This is a genomic window from Acidovorax sp. A1169, assembly GCF_030704685.1.
In the GTDB taxonomy this organism is placed as follows: Bacteria; Pseudomonadota; Gammaproteobacteria; order Burkholderiales; family Burkholderiaceae_C; genus Acidovorax.
This window is the reverse complement of the sequence record NZ_JAUZDX010000020.1, coordinates 1-19,932: the sequence shown is the minus strand read 5'-3', so window position 1 is coordinate 19,932 and position 19,932 is coordinate 1. Positions and strand designations below refer to the sequence as shown.

Below are 19,932 nucleotides of genomic sequence, written 5' to 3'. Positions count from 1 at the left end.
AAGACATCTGATGAGCAGCAGCAACAGCACCCAGTACACGATCGCCGTGATCCCCGGCGACGGCATCGGCAAGGAAGTCATGCCCGAAGGCCTGCGCGCCGTGAAGGCCGCCGCCGAGCGCTTCGGCATCGCGCTGACCTGCCGCACCATCGATTGGGCCAGCTGCGACTACTACGCCGAGCACGGCCAGATGATGCCCGACGACTGGAAGGCGCAGCTCGCGGACGTGGACGCGATCTTCTTCGGCGCCGTGGGCTGGCCCGCCACCGTGCCCGACCATGTCTCGCTGTGGGGCTCGCTGCTCAAGTTCCGCCGCGAGTTCGACCAGTACATCAACCTGCGCCCCGTGCGCCTGTTCGAAGGCGTGCCCTGCCCGCTGGCGGGCAGGAAGCCCGGCGACATCGACTACTTCGTGGTGCGCGAGAACACCGAGGGCGAGTACACCTCGCTCGGCGGCATCATGTACGAGGGCACGGACCGCGAGATCGTGATCCAGGAGTCGGTCTACTCGCGCAAGGGCACCGACCGCCTGCTGCGCTTCGCCTTCGACCTGGCGCAGAGCCGCCCACGCAAGCATGTGACCCTGGCCACCAAGAGCAACGGCATCGCCATCAGCATGCCCTGGTGGGACCAACGCGCCGACGAGGTGGCCAAGGACTACCCGGAGATCACGCTGGACAAGCAGCACATCGACATCCTGACCGCGCGCTTCGTGCTGCAGCCCGGCCGCTTTGATGTGGTGGCCGCCACCAACCTGTTCGGCGACATCCTCTCGGACCTGGGCCCCGCGACCACCGGCACCATCGGCCTGGCCCCTTCGGCCAACCTGAACCCCGAGCGCACTTTCCCCTCGCTGTTCGAGCCCGTGCACGGCTCGGCGCCCGATATCTTCGGCAAGAACATCGCCAACCCCATCGCCATGATCTGGTCGGGCGCGCTGATGCTGGACTTTTTGACCAATGGCCAGGGCGCCGGGCGCGCGGCGCACGACGCCATCGTGGCGGCCATCGAGGCCGCGTTGAAGGAAGGCCCGCTCACCCCCGACCTGGGCGGCAAGGCCAGCACCACGGAGCTGGGCCAGGCCATCGCGGCGCGCATCGCCAAGGCATGAGGCAGTGCGGGGCTTTCAGCCCCGCTTCCACCATAGATGGCCGAACTGGTTGATGAGCATGCCGCAGAGCACCGCGCCGGTGCCCGCCCACTGCGCGGGCGCCGGCTGCTCACCCAGCACCAGCATCGCGGCCAACAGGCCCACCACCGGGATCAGCAGCGAGAACGGCGACACGCGCCCCGCCGGGTGGCGCTGCAGCAGCCGTGTCCAGAGGCTGTAGGCCAGCAGGGTGGCCAGCAGCGCCAGGTACAGCACCGCGAACAGCGCACGGCCGTTCAGGCCTGCGAGCTGCGCGGCCACCACGGCCGGGCCATCGAGCCACAGCGCCAGGGCGAAGAAGGGCACGATGGGCACGGTGCTGCTCCAGACGATGAAGGGGAACGGCGCGTAGTCACCCCCCACGCGCGCCGCGAAGCGCACCACCAGGTTCGAGGTGGCCCACATGAAGGCCGCGCCCAGCGTGAGCACAAAGCCCGCCAGGCTCATCTGCAGCGCGCCCTCGCCATGGGCGCTGGCGATTACCAACAGGCCCCCGAACGCCACCGCCAGACCCAGCCACTGCGCGGGCCGCGCACGCTCGTGCAGCAGCGTGACGGCGAGGATCAGCGTGAAGAAGGCCTGGGTCTGCATGACCACCGAGGCCATGCCCGCCGTCATGCCCAGGCGCAGGCCCAGGAACAACAGGCCGAACTGCCCGAGGCCCTGCGCCAGGCCATAGGCCACGATGAAGCGCCAGGGCAGTGCCGGCCGGCGCACGAAGAGCAAAAAGGGCAGCGAGGCCGCCATGAAGCGCAGTGTGCCGAGCAGCATGGGGCTGAGCGTCTGCAGGCCCATCTTCATGACCACGAAGTTCGAGCCCCAGATGACGATGACGGCCAGTGCGCAGGCCAGGTCGCCCTGCGACAGCGCGCGGGCCGGCGCAGCCCCCAGTGCCGTCGCCGTGTTCATGCGCGGCTGCCTGCCAGCGCACCGGCGACGGGCCGCCCCTGCCGCTGGCGCGCCGCCACGAAGGCATCGAAGGCCTGTGCACTGGTCTTGCGCGGCACGTAGCCCAGTTGCTCCTTGAGCGCGGTGTTGAGCAGCACCGGCCGATAGCGCAGAAAGTCGAGCTGCTCGGGGCCATAGCGGCTCACACCCAGGCGCGAGCCCACGAACAGGGCCGATTGCAGCAGCCAGGCCGGCAAGTCGAGCGTGCGCTTGCCCAGGCGCGCCGCGATCTGGTGGATGGTCAGCGCCCCGTCGCCCGCCAGGTTGTAGCAGCCCGGGGGCGCACCATCGAGCGCATGCAGCAGCGCGCCGGTCACGTCTTCGTCCCAAATGAAGACGAAGGGGCTGTCGCTGCCGCGAATGGCCAAGAGGCGCGGCTTTTCGAACAGCGCGGTGATCTGGTTGTCCACGCGCTCGCCCAGGATGGTGCCGATGCGCAGCACCGTCTGCGCCAGCTGCGGATGGCTCTGGCGCCATGCGGCCAGCATCTCCTCGACCAGGCGCTTGTGGTGCGCATAGGCAAAGCTTTCGTTGCCGCGCAGCGGGTGCGATTCGGTGAGCCAGGGCGCGTTGTCGGCGTGGTAGCCGTAGGCCGCGCCGCTGGAGGAAACGAGCACATGCCGCACGCCCTGGGCCGCGCAGGCTTCGAGCACATTGCGCGTGCCGTTCACGTCCACGTCGTATTCGAACGCCCGGTTCGAGTCGCGGCCCGGCGTGACGATGGAGGCCAGGTGCACCACGGTGTCGATGGCATGGCGCTGCAGCGTGGCGGCCAGGGCCTTGTCGCGCACGTCCTGGGCCTGGTAGGTGATGCCCGGTTGGCGGCGCTCGGGCGGTACCTCGCGCACGTCGAGTGCCACCACGGTGCCGGTATCCGGCCGCCGGGCCAGCGCCGCCACCACGCCACGGCCCAGGAAGCCGTCGGCACCGGTGACGAGGACGTTGCGGGCGCGCGGGACCGGTGCCGTCATGCGCCCTCCCCCTGCAAGGCCGCAGGCGCGCCCACGGGGTCCTTGCGGCCCCACCAACTGGCCAGCGCCAGGCCGGCGATGATGTCCCAGAAGCCCCAGACACCCGCCACCACGGCCATGCCGCCCAGACCACCGAAGAAGCTGAAGATCACCACCAGGCCCAGGCCCGCGTTGCGGATGCCGACCTCGATGGCCACGGCACGCCGGTCATAGTCCTGCAGGCCCGTGAACCGCGCGCACAGGTAGCCGGTGCCGAAGGCCAGCGCATCGTGCAGGGCCACGGCCAGCAGCACCATGCCCACGTAGTCGAGAAAGAAGCGCCAGTTGCCCGCGATGGCGCCCAGGATGAAGCCGATGAGCGCCAGGAAGCTGGCGATGCGCACGGCCTTCTTCACGCGCTGCGTGAGGCGCGGCAGGTGGTGTGCGCACAACAGGCCCAGTACGAAGGGCACGCCGATGATGGCGACGATGTGGCCCACCATCTCCAGCGGGTCGAGTGCAATGGTCTTGAGCAGCGGTGCGGCCGTGGGGTGCATGCCGCCCCAGAACGCGAAGTTCAGCGGCATGACCACGATGGCGATGGCGTTGGAAATCGCCGTCATGGACACCGACAGCGCCACGTTGCCGCGCGCACGGTGCGTGAGGATATTGGACACGTTGCCCGGCGGGCAGCAGGCCACCAGGATCATGCCCAGCGCGATGCTCGGCCCCACGCCGAGCAGCAGCGTGAGCACATAGGTCACGGCCGGCAGCACGATGAACTGCGCGGCAATGCCCACGGCCATGGCCCAGGGCATCTTGGCCACACGGCGAAAGTCGTCCGCCCGCGTGTCGAGCGCGATGCCGAACATCAAAAAGGCCAGCACCGCGTTGAGCAGCATCAGCGATGCGGGGTTGAAGTTCAGGCGGATCTCGTCGACGGGCAGCATGGTATTTGTCTCCTCGGTGGGCCTGGAGGCCCTTTTCTTGTGGTGTGCTCAGCCCAGGGCGGCAGCGGCGTTGCGCACGGCGGCGCGGTAGGTGTCCTTGTGTACGTAGTACGCCATGCGTTCGAGCTGCAGGTACTTGAAGCCACCCGACAGGTCCGGCGGCGGGCCCTGCACGGCGGCCTCGAAGGCACGGGCAGCGGGCGTGCCGGCATCGAGCGCCTTGAAGTAGCGCGCCACCAGCTCGGCCTGCTCGTAGCGGCCCTGCCAGCCGATACCGCTGGCCTCGATCATGCCCAGCACCGCCAGGCGGCGCCAGCGCGGCGCGAAGATGTTCAGGTGCAGGCGCGGCGCCATGCCCTGCCAGTTGAGCAACTCGCGCGCGATGAAGGGGTAGTGCAGCGTGTAGCCGGTGGCGGCGAGCACCATGTCGTAGTCCTGCTGGGTTCCGTCCTTGAAGTGCACCGTGGCGCCATCGAAGCGCGCGATGTCGGCCTTCACATGGATGTCGCCATGGCCCAGGTGGTGCAGGATCAACGAGTTCACGATGGGGTGCGACTCGTACATCTTGTACGTGGGCTTGGGGAAGCCGAAGCGCGTGGGGTCGCCCGTGAACCACTTCAGCACCGTGCTGTCCACCTTCTGCTTGAGCCAGGGCGGCAGCGGGCGCTTGCCGCCCAGCGTGTCGGCCGGCTTGCCGAACACGTACTTGGGCACGAAGTAGTAACCGCGCCGCACCGAGATGTCGACGCTCTCGGCGTAGTGCACCGCATCGACCGCGATGTCGCAGCCCGAGTTGCCCGCGCCCACGATGAGCACGCGCTTGCCCTTGAACTGCTCGGCATGCTTGTAGGCCGAGGTGTGCAGCAGCTCGCCGCTGAAATGGCCTTCGAAGCGCGGCATGCTGGGCTCGGCCAGCGTGCCGTTGGCGATCACCACGCCTTTGTACTCGGCCGCTTCGGTGCCACCGTCCGCCGTGGCGATGGTCACGCGCCACAGGGTGTCCTCGCTGTCGCTGACCGGTTCCACCTGCAGCACGCGCACGCCTAAACGGAAGTGCCGGCGCAGGTCGAAGTGCTCGGCAAAATCGCTGAAATAGCGGCACAGCTCGCGGTGGCTGGGGTAGTCGGCCACGCTGTCGGCCATGGGGAATTCGCTGAACTCGGTGGTGCGCTTGCTCGAGATCAGGTGCGCCGAGGCATAGACGGTTGAGCGCGGGTTGGCGATGTTCCACAGCCCGCCCACGTCGGTGTACGCCTCGAAGCCCTGGAACGGGATGCCGAGCTTTTGCAGATTGCGCGCACCGGCCAGGCCCGAGGGGCCTGCGCCGATCAGCGCAATCGAGCCGCGCGTGGTGGGCGTGGTGGTGTCGACGCAGGCCTGCAGGTCGGCAGATGCGTTGCGAAGGTCGTCTTGCATGAGGGGCTTGGCTCGCAGGTGAAATTCAGCGGGGTTCGGCAGGCGCGCCGTCGGCAGCGCCCGGCAGTCCCGGGATGGCGGTGGCACCGGCCTCGCCCACGCGCGGCTTGCGCGGCTGGCCGCGCAGCAGGCGGTCGTAGGTGGCGGCGGGCAGGCAGGCCAGCAGGCGCGAGAGCCAGCCGATGTGGCGCGGCAGCACGATGTGCTCGCGCCCGCGCGCTACGCCCGCCAGCAGGGCCTTGGCAGCGGCATCGGGCTCCATGAGGCCGGGCATGGCGAAACGGTTGCCAGCGGTAAGTGCCGTGCGCAGGTAGCCCGGGCTCACCGTGTGCACGGACAGCCGCGTGCCCCGGCACTCGGCGCGCAGGCTTTCGAGGTAGCGGATCAGCCCGCCCTTGCTCGCGCAGTAGGCGCCATTGCCGGGCATGCCGCGCCAGCCCGCGATGCTGGCCACGCCGACCAGGGCGCAGCGCGGCCCCTGCACGGCGTGCGCATGCAGCGCCTGCACAAAGGGCTGGAAGGTGGTGGCAGGGCCGAGCAGGTTGATCTCCAGCATGCGGCGCATCACGGCCAGGTCACTGGTCTCCGCAGTGTCGAAGCCGCCCGCCACACCCGCATTGGCGATCACCAGGTCGGGCAGGCCGGCACGCGCCATCCAGTCGGCGGCCACCTGCGCCATGGCGGCTGCATCGGCCACGTCGGGCGTGTACACCGCGCAGCGCCCGGGCGCGGTGGCGGCCAGCGCGTCGAGCACCGGGCGCTGCAGTCCCACCAGCGCCACCTGTGTGCCCTGGGCCAGCAACTCACGCGCCAGTGCCTGGCCCAGGCCGCCACAGGCACCTGTGACGACGGCATTGCGAAAGGGTGCGGGGGTCAGGGACATGGGTGGCAGCGGTTGTTTACAGAACGCAGACGGATGTCTACGATGCGCCCACTGTAGGCCAGGCCTCACAAATCCCGGAATATTTTCTTATTTCGTCTCGAAATCAGAGATTCATGACCGAAAACACTGCTCCATCACCTGGCCTGCGCCTGTTCGACCTGCTGGAGCTGCTGGTGCGCGAGGCCCGCCCCCTGACCCTGGCCGAGGCCGTTGCCGCCAGCGGCTGGCCCAAACCCAGCGTGCACCGGCTGCTGGTGCAGCTGGAGGCCGGCGGCCTGCTGGCGCGCGAGCCCGACGGCCGCCGCTACGCCCCCGCACCGCGCCTGATGCGCCTGGCCGAGGCCACGCTGGCCGGCAGCACCCAGCAGGGCGTGCGCCACGCTGTGCTGCGCCAGCTGGTGGCGGAGGTGGGCGAAAGCTGCAACTTCACGGCCCTGTCGGGCGCCGAAGTGGTGTACCTGGACCGCATCGAGTCGGCCTTTCCGCTGCAGATGAACCTGCGGCCCGGCACGCGCGTGCCTGTGCACTGCTCAGCCAGCGGCAAGCTGCTGCTGGCGCACATGGCCGCAGGCCAGCGCAATAAGCTGCTGGATGGGCTGGCTCTTACGCGCCACACCGCGACCACGCTGACCGCGCGCGCCGCGCTCGATGCCGAGTTCAAGCGCATCCGCAAGGAGGACTACGCAGTGGACGCCGAAGAGTTCGTCGAAGGCCTGGTCTGCGTGGCCGTGCCGGTGCACGGTGCCGATGGCAAAAGCATCCGCTGCGCCGTGGCGCTGCAGGCCCCGGTGGCGCGCATGTCGCTGGCGCAGGCGCTGGAGAAGCTACCAAGGCTGCAGGCCGCAGCGGCGGCGTTGGCGAGGACCTGGGGTTGAGAGGCTGAGCTGCCAATGCGGGCCCCGCGGACGAACGAAGCCCAGGCCGTGAACAAAGTCACCACCCCGCCCCCGCGCTGCAGCGCAGGACCATGACTTCCATCTGACAGCGTGGAATGATCGCGCCCAGGTCCAGAAACCACCGCCAGCCACCTACCACGCCAATCTCCATGAAGCGCCTCCTCGTCCTCGGAGCCACCGGCTCCCTCGGCCGCCAAGTGCTCGAACAGGCCGTCGCCGCCGGACATCAGGTCTCCGCGCTGGTACGCAACCCCGCCAGGCTTCCCGCCGAAACCCGCTCATTGGTCACGGTGCACCAGGCCGACCTGGGCCAGATCGCCACGGAGAACCTGGCGGCCGTCGTGCGTGGCCACGATGCGCTCATCAACTGCGCCGGCATGGTCACCGAGGGCCAGGCCTTCGTGGACCTGGTGGCGCGCATCGTCGAAAGCGTCGAATCGCGGCCTGCCACCGAGCGGCCTATCTGCTGGTTTCTGGGGGGCGCTGCGGCGCTGGACATCGGCCAGACCGGCCGCAAGGGCGCCACCCTGCCCAAAGTGCGCGACACCTACTGGCCGCACCTGAAAAACTACGAACGCATCTGCGCGTCGCCCCTGGACTGGCGCATGCTGTGCCCTGGCCCCATGGTGGAGCAGGCCGCGCTCGGCCTGGCCCGGATGCGGGTGTCCACGGAGCGGTTGCCGGTGCGCATTGCGGGCTTCGCCAACGCGCTGCCTGTCCCACTGCTCCTGCTGCTGTTCGCCTCCAAGGTGCCCGAGATGATCATCCCCTATGCCGACGCCGCCGCACTGATGCTGGCCCACCTGGAGCCTGCCGGCACCCTGTCGCGCCACCGCGTGGGGCTGGCGCTGCCCGTGGGCATGCGGGGCAGGAAGGACACCTGGGCGGCGCAGCCCCGCGCCACAGCCTGATGACTCAGCTGCCCGCCACCTTCATCCGGTTCACGAGGATGGAGCCAACAGTCTTGGCACCATAGTTGTAGGTATCGGCGCCCACGGCCTCGATGCCCTGCAGCATGTCCTTCAAGTTGCCGGCGATGGTGATCTCGTGCACCGGGTAGGCGATGCGGCCGTTCTCGACCCAGAAGCCGCTGGCGCCGCGCGAATAATCACCGGTCACGTAGTTCACGCCCTGACCCATGAGCTCGATCACGAACAGGCCAGTGCCCAACTTTTGCAGCATGGCGTCGAGGTCGTCGCTGGCCTGGGTCAGGCGCGAGGTCATGGTCAGGTTGTGCGAGCCGCCGGCGTTGCCGGTGGTCTTCATGCCCAGCTTGCGCGCCGAGTAGGTGGACAGGAAATAGCCTTCCAGGCGCCCGCCCTTGACGACCTGGCGCGGCGCCACGCGCACGCCCTCGTCATCAAACGGCGAGCTGCCCTTGCCGCGCAGCACGAAGGGGTCTTCGCGCACGTCGATGTGCTTGGGCAGCACGCGCTTGCCCAGCGAATCGAGCAAAAAACTGCTCTTGCGGTAGAGCGCGCCACCGCTCACGGCCTGCACCAGGCCGCCCAGCAGGCCGGCGGCCAGGGTGGACTCGAACAGCACGGGGCACTGCGTGGTGGGGATCTTGCGGCTGCCCAGGCGCGACAGCGCGCGCTCGGCGGCGTAACGGCCCACGGCCTGCGGCGAAGCCAGCTCGGTCGCATCGCGCATGGAGCTGTACCAGGCGTCGCGCTGCATCTCGGCATTGCGGCCGGGCAGCGAGGCGATCGGCGCCACCGAGAAGCTGTGGCGCGACGAGGCATAGCCACCGCGAAAGCCGCGCGTGTGGGCGCTGAAGAAGTGGCTTTGCTGGGCCGAGACGCCCGCGCCTTCGCTGTTGGTGATGCGGCGGCTGGCCTTCAGGGCGGCGGCCTCGCATTCCATGGCCAGCTTCGCGGCCTGCTCGCTGTCGATGGACCAGGGGTGGAACAGGTCCAGGTCGCGGTGGCTGTCGGCAGGCGCGATGTCGTCGGCATCGGGCAGGCCGGCCATGGGGTCTTCGGCCGTGAAGCGTGCGATGTCGTAGGCGGCCTGCGCCGTCTGTTCGATGGCCTTGCTGGAAAAGTCGGAGGTGCTGGCATTGCCCCGGCGGTTGCCGATGTAGACGGTGATGCCCAGCGACTTGTCGCGGTTGCGCTCCACCGTTTCAAGCTCGCCCTTGCGCACGCTGACCGACAGGCCGCAGCCCTCGGAGGCCTCGGCGCCGGCGTCGGTGGCGCCGAGCTTTTTGGCATGCGCGAGGGCGCGGTCCACCAGTTCTTCGAAGAACGGACGGCTGTAGCTGAAGCCGTTGTCGGGGGTGCCGGATGCGGTGGCGGCCGGGGCGCTGGAGGCGCGCGGCGTGCGGATGGAGGGTTTATTCATAGCGGCAGCTATGATACTTGCCGCTGTGGCGCGCGCTGCGCCACCTCCCCATTTGCCCCCACCCATGTCACGCAAACCCAAAAAAGGCTACTTTGTGAAGGGCCAGTTCGTTGCCGAAGGCAGCGAAATGGACATTCAGCTCAAAGCCGAACTCAAAGGCACGCCCGATGCCAGCCGAACCGATCTCAAGCGCGAAAGCGATGCCCTGCAGGACCTGGGCAAGGAGCTTCTGAGCCTGCGCGCCGACCTGTTCGAGAGGGTGGGCCTGCCCGAGAAGCTGGTGGACGCGCTGGCCGAGGCCAAGCGCATCACCAATTTCGAGGGCAAGCGCCGCCAGATGCAGTACGTGGGCAAGATCATGCGCAAGCTCGACCCCGAGCTGGTGCAGGCTGCGCGCCAGGCGCTCGAAGAGCAGCACAAGGGCTCGGCCGACGTGAAACTCACGCTGCACCTGGCCGAGCAGTGGCGCGACCGCCTGATCGCCGACGACGAGGCCCTGGCCCCCTGGATGGCCGAGCACCCCGACACCGACACCCAGCAATTGCGCGCCCTGATCCGCCAGGCGCGCAAGGATGCTCCGCCCGCCGACAAGGCCGCCGTATCGCAGGGCCTGGCGCCGCGCAAGGGCCGCGCCTACCGCGACCTGTTCCGGCTGGTGCGCGAGCACATGGGCGACGTGCCTGAGAACGACGAAGACGGCGACGAGGACGGGGACCATGCCTGAAGCGGCGCACGACCCCGTCCGGATAGGCATCGTCTCCATCAGCGACCGCGCCAGCAGCGGCGTCTATGAAGACAAGGGCCTGCCGGCGCTGCAGGACTGGCTCACCCGGGCGCTGCACAACCCCATCACCTTCGACGCGCGCCTGATCCCCGACGAGCAGGCGGGCATCAGCGCCGCGCTGATCGAGCTGGTGGATACCTCTGGCTGCAGCCTGGTGCTGACCACTGGCGGCACGGGCCCCGCGCTGCGCGACGTGACGCCCGAGGCCACGCTGGCCGTGGCGCACAAGGAAATGCCGGGATTTGGCGAGCAGATGCGCCAGATCAGCCTGAAGTTCGTGCCCACGGCCATCCTCTCGCGCCAGGTGGCGGTGGTGCGCGGGCAGAGCCTCGTCATCAACCTGCCCGGCCAGCCCAAGGCGATTGCCGAGACGCTGGAAGGCCTGCGCGCGGCCGATGGCAGCCAGATCGTGCCCGGCATCTTCGCAGCAGTGCCCTACTGCATCGACCTGATCGGCGGGCCCTACCTAGAAACCCGCGACGAGGTCTGCAAGGCCTTTCGGCCCAAGAGCGCGGTGCGCAGCCGCTGACCTCAGTCGGGCGCAGTGTGCGGTGCCCGGCGCCGTGCCCAGTCAACGATGTCTTCGGCAAGCGCAAGCGCCTGTGGCGAATCCGACCTCTTATACGGATTTGCATTCGATCGTATAACTAGGCGGGAGCCGCAGACAGTGCTGTAGCACGGCAAGGCGAACCAACGACGTTATACGGTTGAAGGCGAATCCGTACTATCGAACGTCGGCCATGCCGGCAATGTGGTTGCCATAGAGACATCCCACGCCAGGCAGAGAGCAGGCAAGGCCCCTTATTTACCCACCAGCTCATTGAGCTTGCCCGCCTCGAACTGCTCGGTGGTGGCAGCATCGCAGGGCACGCAGTCCCGGGTGGCGGGGGCCGCCGTCGAGAGCTTCTCGATGGCCTGCCACAGCAGCATGATCTGGTGCTCCTGCGAGGAGGCGTTGTCGATCAGGCCGCGCATGGCCTGCGACAGCGGATCGTCCTCCTGAGTGATGCCGTAGGCCGTGAACTTGCGCGACTGCGGTTCGGTCACGTCGGCGCTCTGGCCGGCCTTGGAGGGGATGATGCGCGCGGGGATGCCCACGGCCGTGGCCCCGGCGGGCACGGGTTTGATGACCACGGCGTTGCTGCCGATCTTGGCGCCATCGCCGACCTCGAAGCCGCCGAGCACCTTGGCACCCGCACTCACCACCACATCCTTGCCCAGCGTGGGGTGGCGCTTGGCGCCCTTGTAGAGCGAGGTACCGCCCAGGGTCACGCCCTGGTAGATGGTGCAGCCGTCGCCAATCTCGGCCGTCTCGCCCACCACCACGCCCATGGCGTGGTCGAAGAAGACACGTTCGCCGATCTTGGCGCCCGGATGGATCTCGATGCCCGTCAACCAGCGCGCAATGTGCGAGATAAAGCGCCCCAACCACTTGAAGCCATGGCCCCAGCACCAGTGCGCAGGGCGGTGCAGCCAGATGGCGTGCAGGCCGGGGTAGCAGGTGATCACCTCCCAGGTGCTGCGCGCAGCGGGATCGCGGTCGAGGATGCACTGGATGTCGGAACGCAGGCGTGCAAACATGGCTATGGTTGTTTTTGGAATATGGAAATGCAGTCTAGCGCTTTGCCTGCGCCGTCTCGATCATGGCTTTTGCGACACCACGCAGGATGTGGATTTCCTCGGACCCCAGTTGCGCGCGGTTGAAAAGCTGGTTCAGGCGCGGCATGAGCTTCTTGGGCGCCTCCGGGTCCAGGAAGCCGATGTCCACCAGGGCGCGCTCCCAGTGCGCGAGCATGCCAGCCACCTGGGCGGCATCGGCTACCTCGCGGTCCGGCACGGGCACCGCCGCCGGCGCACCGAACCCCCCCAGGGCCATGCGCCATTCGTAGGCGATCACCTGGATGGCTGCACCCAGGTTGAGCGAGCCGAAGCCGGGATTGGTGGGAATCGACAGCGCCACATGGCAGCGGTACACGTCCTCGTTGGCCATGCCGAAGCGCTCGGAGCCGAACAGGAAGGCCACGCCCGACTGGGCAGGCGCATCCGCAGCGGCGCCGCAGCCCAGCAATTGCTCGAAATGCGCACGCGGCGATGCGGTCGGCGGCCCGAAATCGCGCGGCGTCATGGCCGTGGCGCACAGGTGGCTCATGCCGTCCAGGGCCTCGTCCAGCGTGGCGACGATGCGGGCGTTGTCCAGCACGTCGAGGGCGCCGCTGGCGCGCTGGATGGTTTCTTCACGCCGCAGCACGTTGGCCCAGCGCGGCTCGACCAGCACGAGGTCGTCGAACCCCATCGTCTTCAGGGCCCGCGCGGCGGCACCGACGTTGCCGGCATGGCTGGTGTTGATCAGGACGAAACGGGTTTTCATGGGGTCGAAAGGGCTCTGTGCGGACCTGGATAGGCCCTTGCATTGGGACGGAAACGGCAAAACAGGTAAAATACAGCCCTTATTGTCGCCGCCAGCATCGCCTGGCTGCGTTCCACGCTCCTCTTTCGCAAGGCGCGCCCCCTGCCGGCGCCCTGCCAGAAACCACAATTTATGTCGTCCAACCTGCACCCCATGCTCAACGTGGCCATCAAGGCCGCACGCGCCGCCGGCGCCATCATCAACCGCGCGGCCCTTGACGTGGAGGCCGTGCGCATTTCGCAAAAGCAGGTGAACGACTTTGTGACCGAGGTGGACCACGCGGCCGAGAAGATCATCATCGAAACCCTGCTGACGGCCTACCCCGGGCACGGCATCCTGGCCGAGGAGTCGGGTTCGGAATACGGCGCCAAGGATTCGGAATTCGTCTGGATCATCGACCCGCTGGACGGCACCACCAACTTCATCCACGGCTTTCCCGTGTACTGCGTGAGCATCGCCTTGTCCGTCAAGGGCAAAATCGAGCAGGCGGTGATCTACGACCCCTCGCGCAATGACCTGTTCACCGCGACCAAGGGCCGTGGCGCCTACATGAACGACCGCCGCATCCGCGTGAGCAAGCGCACCCAGCTCAAGGACTGCCTGATCTCCACGGGCTTCCCCTTCCGCCCGGGCGACAACTTCAAGAGCTACATGAACATGATGGCCGACGTGATGCAGCGCACGGCCGGCCTGCGCCGCCCCGGCTCCGCAGCGCTCGACCTGGCCTACGTGGCCGCCGGCTTCACCGATGGCTTCTTTGAAACCGGCCTGTCCATCTGGGACATCGCCGCCGGCTCGCTGCTGGTGACCGAGGCCGGCGGCCTGGTGGGCAACTTCACGGGCGAGGCCGAGTTCCTGGAGCAGCGCGAATGCCTGGCCGGCACCCCCCGCATCTACGGTCAGCTGGTGCCCATCCTGGGCAAGTACAGCAAGTTCGCCAGTGCCGGCGACAAGGCCGCCGTGCGCCAGGCGGCCGATGCCGGTGAGCCGGATGCGGCCCCAGCGGCGGACGCCGCTCCCGACGCACAGGACGGCGCAGCCAAGGACGAGAGCGCTCCGCTCTGACAGCCTTTGGGGTGGCCCATTGGCCCATCGCCACCCGCCCCCACCCCATCAACCCGGGTCGGGGTACCTCTGCGCGATGACGCGGAAATCCTCGGCGATGTCCACAAAGGCATCCACCATGTCGGGGTCGAAATGCGTGCCCCGGCCGCGCACGATGGTGCTGCAGGCCTGGTCGTGCGAGAACGCGGGCTTGTAGACGCGCTTGCTGATCAGCGCGTCATACACGTCGGCCACGGCCATGAGCCGGGCCGACACGGGGATGGCGTCGCCCGCCAGCCCCTCGGGGTAGCCCGAGCCATCCCACTTCTCCTGGTGGCTGTAGGCGATTTCCTTGGACACGCTAAGGAACGCCACGCGCATGCCCAGGCGCTTTTCGGCGTCCTCGATGGCGGCACGGCCCAGCGTGGTGTGGGTCTTCATGACCTCGAACTCTTCCACCGTGAGCTTGCCGGGCTTGAGCAGGATGCTGTCCGGGATGCCGATCTTGCCGATGTCGTGCAGCGGCGCCGACTTGTACAGCAGGTCGATCATGCGGTCGTTGAGCACATGCTCGAAACGCGGGTGGTGGCGCAGCCGTTCGGCCAGTGCCTTCACGTACAGCTGGGTACGGCGGATGTGGTTGCCGGTCTCGTTGTCGCGGGTCTCGGCCAGCGAGGTCATGGCCATGATGGTCACGTCCTGGATGGCCTGCACCTCCAGCGTGCGCAGGGCCACCTCGCGCTCCAAGTAGGAGCTCTTGTCACGCAGGAAATCGGCCGTGGCCTTGAGCGCCAGGTGCGTGTTCACGCGCGCCAGCAAAATGGGCGGACTGATGGGCTTGGTGATGTAGTCCACCGCGCCCAGGGCCAGGCCCATGCGCTCGTCATCCGGGTCGGAGCGGGCGGTAAGGAAGATCACCGGGATGTCGCGCGTGGCAGGCGAGGCCTTCAGGCGCCGGCAGACCTCGTAGCCGTCCACCTCGGGCATCATGATGTCCAGCAGGATGAGGTCGGGCTTGGTGTCCGACTGGGCGATCTTGAGTGCCTTCTCCCCATGGTTGGCCACCTTCACCAGGTAGTGCTCGCGCAGCAGGCTGCCCATCAGCGTGAGGTTGTCGGGCGTATCGTCCACCACCAGTACCGTGGCAATCGGCTTGTCCACAAGGGTCGGCTGGTGCGAAGCGAAGGGCGCGTTGTCCATGGGCTTTCCTGCGAATTGGGACCGTTCAGGGGGCTATGGCGGAATCAGGGGATCGCGGCTCGGGCAGCACAGAGGCGATGGTATCCAGCGCCTGTTCGAAATCAAAGTTCCGAATGTGCACATCCACCGCCTTGAACACCGGGTCCAGCAACCCCTCCAACACCATTGCATTGTGTTGCAAAAACTCGGCGGCTGCCGGGTCGTCCTGTAACAGCAGCGTGCGCAGCTGGTGCAGCAGTTCGGCAGGGGGCCTGGTCGGCACCAGGCCGGCTGCATCGGCCAGTGCCGGCGCGCCTGCGGCCCACCGCTTGAGCGCATCGATCAGGGGCAGGAGCACCCCACCCAGCGCCGCGAGCAGGTGGGCGGTGGCCTCTGGCGGCGGCGGGCCCTTGCGCAACAGGTCTTCGAGCTGGTAGGCGCGGTCTGCCACGGGCTGCGCACCAATGTTGGCGGCCACCGAGCGCAGCGTGTGCGCCAGGCGCTCGGCAAGACCCACGTCCCCGTTGGCGAGCGCGGCCTTCATCTCCGGCACGGCGGCAGCCTGCCCCTCGACAAACCGGCGCAGCATATCGCCATAAAGGGAGGGCTTGCCCAGGGCGCGCTGCAGCCCCAGCGCCGTATCCAGCCCGGCCACCAGGGGCCAGTCCACAGGATGCGGAGGCCGGGGTGGCATGGCGTCAGCGTGGTTCGGCGGCTGCGGGGGCACGCCCAGCCCGGGGCGCGGCTGTATCCAGCGTGCCAGGGCCTTCCACAGGGCGGCAGGGTCGATGGGCTTGGCCACATGGTCGTTCATGCCGGCATCAAAGCAGCGCTGGCGGTCGGCGTCCATGGCATTGGCCGTCATGGCCACGATGGGCAGGCGCGCAAAGCGCGGGTCCGCGCGCAGGTGGCGCGTGGCGGTCTCCCCATCCATCACCGGCATCTGCATGTCCATCAGTACCAGGTCGTAGCTGTCCTCCTGCAGCCGGTGGATGGCCACCTGCCCGTTGCCCGCCACGTCCACGTCGAAACCCGCGTCGCGCAGCAGTTCCACGGCCACCATCTGGTTGAGTTCGTTGTCCTCCACCAGCAGCACCCGCGCGCCGCGGATGGCCAGGGGCAGCTGCTCGGACACAGGCGGCGGCACGTACTGGCGCTGCAGCGCCGGCAGGGCATGCTCCAGAGGCTGCATCAGCGTCTCCAGCAGCAGCGAGGCATTCACGGGCTTGATCAGCACCGTCTCGATGCCCTGCGCGCGCGCAGCGCGCATCACGTCCTCGCGCCCATAGGCGGTGACCATGAGCATCTGCGGCACCTGGGGCATGCCCAGGCTGCGGATGTGGCCCGCCAGCTCGACACCGTCCATGCCCGGCATGTGCCAGTCGAGCAGCAGCAGGCCGAAGAAGCGGTTCTTCACCATGGACTCGCGCAGGATATCGAGCGCCTGCAGGCCGGAGTAGGCCTGCTCCACCTCGAAACCCATGGCCTGCAGCATGTCCGACAGCACGGTGGCCGCCGTGTGGTTGTCGTCCACCACCAGCACCCGGCGGCCCACCAGTTCCGGCGGCGGCAGCAGCACCCGGGCGGGGGCGCCGCGCTCCAGCGGCAAGCTGACCCAGAAGGTCGAGCCCTGGCCGAACTCGCTGATCACCCCGACTTCGCCGCCCATCAGCTCGGCCAAGCTCTTGCATATGGCCAGGCCCAGGCCGGTGCCGCCATAGCGGCGCGTGGTGGAGGTATCGGCCTGCTGGAAGCTCGCGAACAGCCGCCCCATCTGCTCGGGCGTGAGGCCGATGCCCGTGTCGCGCACCTCAAAGCGCAGGCTCACCCGCGTTTCGCTCTCTTCGAGCAGGCGCACGGCAATGCTGATCTCACCCTGGTCGGTGAACTTGATGGCGTTGTTGGCAAAGTTGATCAGAATCTGCCCCAGGCGCAGCGAATCGCCCAACAGGTTGGGCGGCACGTTGGCGGCGACATCGCAGACCAGCTCCAGCCCCTTGGCGCCGGCCTTGTAGCCCACCACGTCGGTCACGCTCTCAAGCATGCGGTCGAGCACGAAGGGCTGCTTTTCGACGGTGAGCTTGCCCGCCTCGATCTTGGAGAAATCCAGGATGTCGTTGATCACGCCCAAAAGGTGCTGCCCGGCCTGCTGGATCTTGCTCACGTAGTCGTGCTGGCGCGTGCTCAGACCCGACTTGAGCGCCAGGTGCGACATGCCGATGATGGCGTTCATGGGCGTGCGGATCTCGTGGCTCATGTTGGCCAGGAAATTGGACTTGAGCGCGGTGGACTCCTCGGCCAGCTCCTTGGCGCGGCGCAGGTCTTCTTCGGCACGCTGGCGGTCGGTGATGTCCACGAAGGTACCGATGGCGCCGCCGGGCGAACCATCGGTGCGCGCGAAGGCGTGCAGCCAGAACAGGGTGTGGTGCACCTGCCCGTCGGCGTACGGCAGGTCCACTTCCTTGTGCACCGAATGCAGGCCGTTCATCGCCTGCAGGTTGTCGCCCTGAAAGCGAAGGCGCTGTTCGGGCGGCAGGAAATCGAGGTCGAGCACCGTCTTGCCCACGAGGTCGTCGCGGCGCACCCCGAAGGCGTGCTCGTAGGCGCGGTTGAAGCCGATGTAGCGCCCGTCGGCCCCCTTGTAGAACAGGGGCACGGGAATCGCGTCGATCAGCGCCTGCTGGAAGCCCAGTTGCTCCTCCACCTGCTCCTCCAGCTGCTTTTGGTCGTGGATGTCCACGCTCACGCCCACCACGCGCATCGCACGGCCCGCGCCGTCGCGCAGGATGCGCGCGGCCATCAGGAACCAGCGCACCTCGCCGTCCGGGCGCACGATGCGCCAGGAATTGCGCAGATCGGTGTCAGCCCCCTCCAGGCTGGCCCGAAATTGTGCGCTGGCCTCCTCGCGGTCATCCGGGTGCAGGCGGTCGAGCCAGTAGCCAAGGCCCGCAGGCTGCGTGCCCGCAGGCAGGCCCAGCATGGACACAAGCTTGTCGGACCAGACCACGGTGTCGGCCACCAGATCGATGTCGAACACGCCCACCTTGCCGGCTTCCTGGGCGATCTCCAGCCGCTCATTGGCCTGCTGGATGGCGATCTCGCCCTTGCGCGCCTCAGTCACGTCCTCAATGACCCAGATGGAGGCAGAGCGGTAGCCCTCCATGTTGATGCTGCGCCCGGCCAGCCAGGCCTCGAAGCTGCTGCCGTCCAGCCGGCGCAGCGTGGCGCGCTCGCGCAAGGCCTGGCCCGATGCGAGCCGTTGCGCGATGAGGGCCGCAAAGCTGTCCGATTGCACCTTGTCGCCAAACAGCGCCGTCACCTCGCCGCCCAGCAACTGCGAGGCCGTGCCCCGCATGAGCTCCACGAAGGCCGGGTTGAACTGGCGGAACTGCCCTTCGCAGACCAGCAGGATGGGCGGCGCATTGTCGAAGATGGCGGTCTGCTGCTCCAGCAGCTCGTTGAGCAGGCGCTCGCGCCGCTCCAGCTCGGACTGCGCGCGCATGCGCTCCGAGACATCCTCATGCAGCCCGACGATGGCAATGCGCTTGCCGCGCCCATCGAACACGGGCGACAGCGTGGCCTCGTCGTGGTAGATGCTGGCGTCGCGGCGCCGGTTCACGAAGCTGCCGCGCCAGGACTGCCCCGACAGCAGTGTGGCCCACATGTCCTTGTAGGTCTGCGGCGGCGTCTGGTCGGTGGAAACGATGGACGGCTTCTTGCCGCGCACCTCGTCCAGCGTGTAGCCGGTGTTGCGCTCGTACTGGGGGTTCACCCAGTCGATGCGGCCCTCGCCATCGGTAATGACCACGGCCACGGGGCTGCTCTCCAGCGCCGCGCCCAGCACCCGGAAACGCTCCAGCGCGGCCGCCATGCGCGCGCGGCTGCGCAGCAGGTCCAGCAGCAGCAGCCCCAGCAAGGCCAGCAGCACAAAGGCCGCAGCCCCCACCTGCCAGCGCAGCAGGGCGGGTACCAGGGCGCTCACATCGTCGAGCACCACCAGTTGCCACTGGCCTCCCGGGTCGTTCCATTCGATGCCCCGGCTCGCCACCGCATAGGTCACCCCATTGAGCAGCACCTCGCCGGCATCGGGCGCAAACGGCAGCGCGGAGGCCACGCCATTCTCGAAGTGGCGCCCGAACTGGCGCGACGCACGGATCGCATCAATGCGGGCCTGCGTGAGCGGCGGCGCCACGGCAAACTGCCATTCGGGCCGGGTGGACGAGAACGCCACGCCCTGCGGGGACATGAGCAGCGCGGGGATGCCGGTGCTCGCCACCAGCGCATCGACCACCTCGAAGCCCACCTTGAACATCACCACGCCGATGATGGAGCTGGTGGGAGAGTCCGTCTCGTACAGGGGCGCCGCGTAGTACAGGCCGCGCTCCTGGCTGTTCACGCCAATGGCGGCATAGACACTGATGGCCCCGTTCATGGCCTGCCGGAAATAGGGGCGAAACGCCAGGTTGGAGCCGGTCGCCTTCTCGCCTGCCGTCTCGTGCGCAACCACGGTGCCATCGGCCGACATCACGTACACGCCGCTGATCAGAAAGCGCCCGCGTGCCACCGCCAGCCGCGCCAGCGAGCCCGGGTCATCCGGCGGCGTGTAGCCGCGCGCCATGTCCTTGAGCTGGGGTTCGCTCAGGCCCATGAGCGAGACGGCACCAATCAGGCCGCCCCCGGTGGTCTGCGTGATCAGCGCATCGGCGGCCTGCTGCACGATGCGCGTGCGCTCCACCGCCCGCTCCTGGCCGCGCCAGTACACCACGGCCTGCACGACCAGCCAGGCCCCCAGCAGCGACAGCGCCACCACCAGCGCCATGCCCCGCGTCCAGGCGGGATCGCGTTCGAGCACGCGATCCAGAAATCTGCCCTCTTTGTCGTTCCTCTTCACCTGTGCCATGCACAGCCCCCGGTGGGCACAAGGCCCGTCCATGGATCACATGGGTCAGCGCGTCGGGTCCAGCATTGCATCGATTTCC

At 68.1% G+C, this 19,932-nt stretch carries 16 protein-coding genes; 6 read left to right on the top strand and 10 right to left on the bottom strand.

Features of this window, described 5'->3' with window-relative positions:
• The first annotated feature begins 10 nt into the window (after positions 1–10).
• Positions 11–1,111 (top strand): tartrate dehydrogenase, encoded by a 1,101-nt coding sequence (locus QYL93_RS25240; protein ID WP_305746242.1) that lies wholly within the window; start codon positions 11–13, stop codon positions 1,109–1,111.
• A 15-nt stretch (positions 1,112–1,126) separates the two neighbouring features.
• Here QYL93_RS25240 and QYL93_RS25235 read toward each other — a convergent pair whose 3' ends face one another.
• Genes QYL93_RS25235 through QYL93_RS25215 form a run of 5 tightly spaced genes read right to left on the bottom strand, consistent with a single transcriptional unit; the run spans position 1,127 to position 6,297 of the window.
• On the bottom strand, positions 1,127–2,059 hold the full coding sequence (locus QYL93_RS25235; protein WP_305746241.1) for an EamA family transporter: 933 nt from the start codon (positions 2,057–2,059) through the stop codon (positions 1,127–1,129).
• Positions 2,056–3,069, bottom strand: a complete 1,014-nt coding sequence (locus tag QYL93_RS25230; protein WP_305746240.1) for an SDR family oxidoreductase — start codon at positions 3,067–3,069, stop codon at positions 2,056–2,058. The genes QYL93_RS25235 and QYL93_RS25230 overlap by 4 nt, the downstream gene beginning before the upstream one ends.
• Complete coding sequence (locus tag QYL93_RS25225) at positions 3,066–3,998, bottom strand: bile acid:sodium symporter family protein (RefSeq protein ID WP_305746239.1); 933 nt, start codon at positions 3,996–3,998, stop codon at positions 3,066–3,068. The genes QYL93_RS25230 and QYL93_RS25225 overlap by 4 nt, the downstream gene beginning before the upstream one ends.
• Positions 3,999–4,046: 48 nt before the next feature.
• The gene (locus tag QYL93_RS25220) at positions 4,047–5,414 is read right to left on the bottom strand and encodes an NAD(P)/FAD-dependent oxidoreductase (protein WP_305746238.1); all 1,368 of its coding nucleotides are present in this window, start codon (positions 5,412–5,414) and stop codon (positions 4,047–4,049) included.
• Positions 5,415–5,439: 25 nt separating this feature from the next.
• On the bottom strand, positions 5,440–6,297 hold the full coding sequence (locus QYL93_RS25215; RefSeq protein ID WP_305746237.1) for an SDR family oxidoreductase: 858 nt from the start codon (positions 6,295–6,297) through the stop codon (positions 5,440–5,442).
• A 113-nt stretch (positions 6,298–6,410) separates the two neighbouring features.
• Between QYL93_RS25215 and QYL93_RS25210 the strand changes: the two genes are divergently transcribed.
• On the top strand, positions 6,411–7,172 hold the full coding sequence (locus tag QYL93_RS25210; protein WP_305746236.1) for an IclR family transcriptional regulator: 762 nt from the start codon (positions 6,411–6,413) through the stop codon (positions 7,170–7,172).
• Between the two features lie 170 nt (positions 7,173–7,342).
• Entirely contained in the window at positions 7,343–8,104 is a 762-nt protein-coding gene (locus QYL93_RS25205) for an NAD(P)-dependent oxidoreductase (RefSeq protein ID WP_305746235.1), read from the top strand.
• Between the two features lie 4 nt (positions 8,105–8,108).
• Here the strand turns inward: QYL93_RS25205 and pmbA are convergent, their stop codons facing one another.
• A complete protein-coding gene (gene pmbA, locus QYL93_RS25200) occupies positions 8,109–9,539 on the bottom strand; it encodes a metalloprotease PmbA (RefSeq protein ID WP_305746234.1) in 1,431 nt (476 codons plus the stop codon).
• A gap of 64 nt (positions 9,540–9,603) precedes the next feature.
• Here pmbA and yjgA point away from each other — a divergent pair, with 64 nt between their 5' ends.
• The gene (yjgA, locus tag QYL93_RS25195; RefSeq protein WP_305746233.1) at positions 9,604–10,263 is read left to right on the top strand and encodes a ribosome biogenesis factor YjgA; all 660 of its coding nucleotides are present in this window, start codon (positions 9,604–9,606) and stop codon (positions 10,261–10,263) included.
• Positions 10,256–10,852 carry a molybdopterin adenylyltransferase gene (gene mog / locus QYL93_RS25190; protein ID WP_305746232.1) on the top strand — a complete coding sequence of 199 codons (597 nt, stop codon included), beginning with the start codon at positions 10,256–10,258 and terminating at the stop codon, positions 10,850–10,852. Before yjgA ends, mog begins: the two co-directional genes overlap by 8 nt.
• Positions 10,853–11,124: 272 nt before the next feature.
• Here the strand turns inward: mog and cysE are convergent, their stop codons facing one another.
• Complete coding sequence (cysE, locus tag QYL93_RS25185; protein WP_179684011.1) at positions 11,125–11,904, bottom strand: serine O-acetyltransferase; 780 nt, start codon at positions 11,902–11,904, stop codon at positions 11,125–11,127.
• A 34-nt stretch (positions 11,905–11,938) separates the two neighbouring features.
• Entirely contained in the window at positions 11,939–12,691 is a 753-nt protein-coding gene (locus tag QYL93_RS25180; RefSeq protein ID WP_305746231.1) for an RNA methyltransferase, read from the bottom strand.
• A 171-nt stretch (positions 12,692–12,862) separates the two neighbouring features.
• Between QYL93_RS25180 and QYL93_RS25175 the strand changes: the two genes are divergently transcribed.
• On the top strand, positions 12,863–13,795 hold the full coding sequence (locus tag QYL93_RS25175; RefSeq protein ID WP_057266048.1) for an inositol monophosphatase family protein: 933 nt from the start codon (positions 12,863–12,865) through the stop codon (positions 13,793–13,795).
• A 48-nt stretch (positions 13,796–13,843) separates the two neighbouring features.
• Here the strand turns inward: QYL93_RS25175 and QYL93_RS25170 are convergent, their stop codons facing one another.
• The gene (locus QYL93_RS25170) at positions 13,844–14,974 is read right to left on the bottom strand and encodes a two-component system response regulator (RefSeq protein WP_305746230.1); all 1,131 of its coding nucleotides are present in this window, start codon (positions 14,972–14,974) and stop codon (positions 13,844–13,846) included.
• A 25-nt stretch (positions 14,975–14,999) separates the two neighbouring features.
• Positions 15,000–19,853 carry a PAS domain S-box protein gene (locus QYL93_RS25165; RefSeq protein ID WP_305746229.1) on the bottom strand — a complete coding sequence of 1,618 codons (4,854 nt, stop codon included), beginning with the start codon at positions 19,851–19,853 and terminating at the stop codon, positions 15,000–15,002.
• Positions 19,854–19,932: the final 79 nt, after the last annotated feature.

What these genes read in the sequence shown, in the direction of transcription:
- QYL93_RS25165 (WP_305746229.1), bottom strand. Translation starts at nt 19,853, where the DNA reads ATGGCACAGGTGAAGAGGAACGACAAAGAGGGCAGATTTCTGGATCGC.
- QYL93_RS25225 (WP_305746239.1), bottom strand. Translation starts at nt 3,998, where the DNA reads ATGCTGCCCGTCGACGAGATCCGCCTGAACTTCAACCCCGCATCGCTG.
- QYL93_RS25235 (WP_305746241.1), bottom strand. Translation starts at nt 2,059, where the DNA reads ATGAACACGGCGACGGCACTGGGGGCTGCGCCGGCCCGCGCGCTGTCG.
- yjgA (WP_305746233.1), top strand. Translation starts at nt 9,604, where the DNA reads ATGTCACGCAAACCCAAAAAAGGCTACTTTGTGAAGGGCCAGTTCGTT.
- QYL93_RS25230 (WP_305746240.1), bottom strand. Translation starts at nt 3,069, where the DNA reads ATGACGGCACCGGTCCCGCGCGCCCGCAACGTCCTCGTCACCGGTGCC.
- QYL93_RS25215 (WP_305746237.1), bottom strand. Translation starts at nt 6,297, where the DNA reads ATGTCCCTGACCCCCGCACCCTTTCGCAATGCCGTCGTCACAGGTGCC.
- pmbA (WP_305746234.1), bottom strand. Translation starts at nt 9,539, where the DNA reads ATGAATAAACCCTCCATCCGCACGCCGCGCGCCTCCAGCGCCCCGGCC.
- cysE (WP_179684011.1), bottom strand. Translation starts at nt 11,904, where the DNA reads ATGTTTGCACGCCTGCGTTCCGACATCCAGTGCATCCTCGACCGCGAT.
- QYL93_RS25240 (WP_305746242.1), top strand. Translation starts at nt 11, where the DNA reads ATGAGCAGCAGCAACAGCACCCAGTACACGATCGCCGTGATCCCCGGC.
- QYL93_RS25210 (WP_305746236.1), top strand. Translation starts at nt 6,411, where the DNA reads ATGACCGAAAACACTGCTCCATCACCTGGCCTGCGCCTGTTCGACCTG.
- QYL93_RS25180 (WP_305746231.1), bottom strand. Translation starts at nt 12,691, where the DNA reads ATGAAAACCCGTTTCGTCCTGATCAACACCAGCCATGCCGGCAACGTC.
- QYL93_RS25175 (WP_057266048.1), top strand. Translation starts at nt 12,863, where the DNA reads ATGTCGTCCAACCTGCACCCCATGCTCAACGTGGCCATCAAGGCCGCA.
- mog (WP_305746232.1), top strand. Translation starts at nt 10,256, where the DNA reads ATGCCTGAAGCGGCGCACGACCCCGTCCGGATAGGCATCGTCTCCATC.
- QYL93_RS25220 (WP_305746238.1), bottom strand. Translation starts at nt 5,414, where the DNA reads ATGCAAGACGACCTTCGCAACGCATCTGCCGACCTGCAGGCCTGCGTC.
- QYL93_RS25170 (WP_305746230.1), bottom strand. Translation starts at nt 14,974, where the DNA reads ATGGACAACGCGCCCTTCGCTTCGCACCAGCCGACCCTTGTGGACAAG.
- QYL93_RS25205 (WP_305746235.1), top strand. Translation starts at nt 7,343, where the DNA reads ATGAAGCGCCTCCTCGTCCTCGGAGCCACCGGCTCCCTCGGCCGCCAA.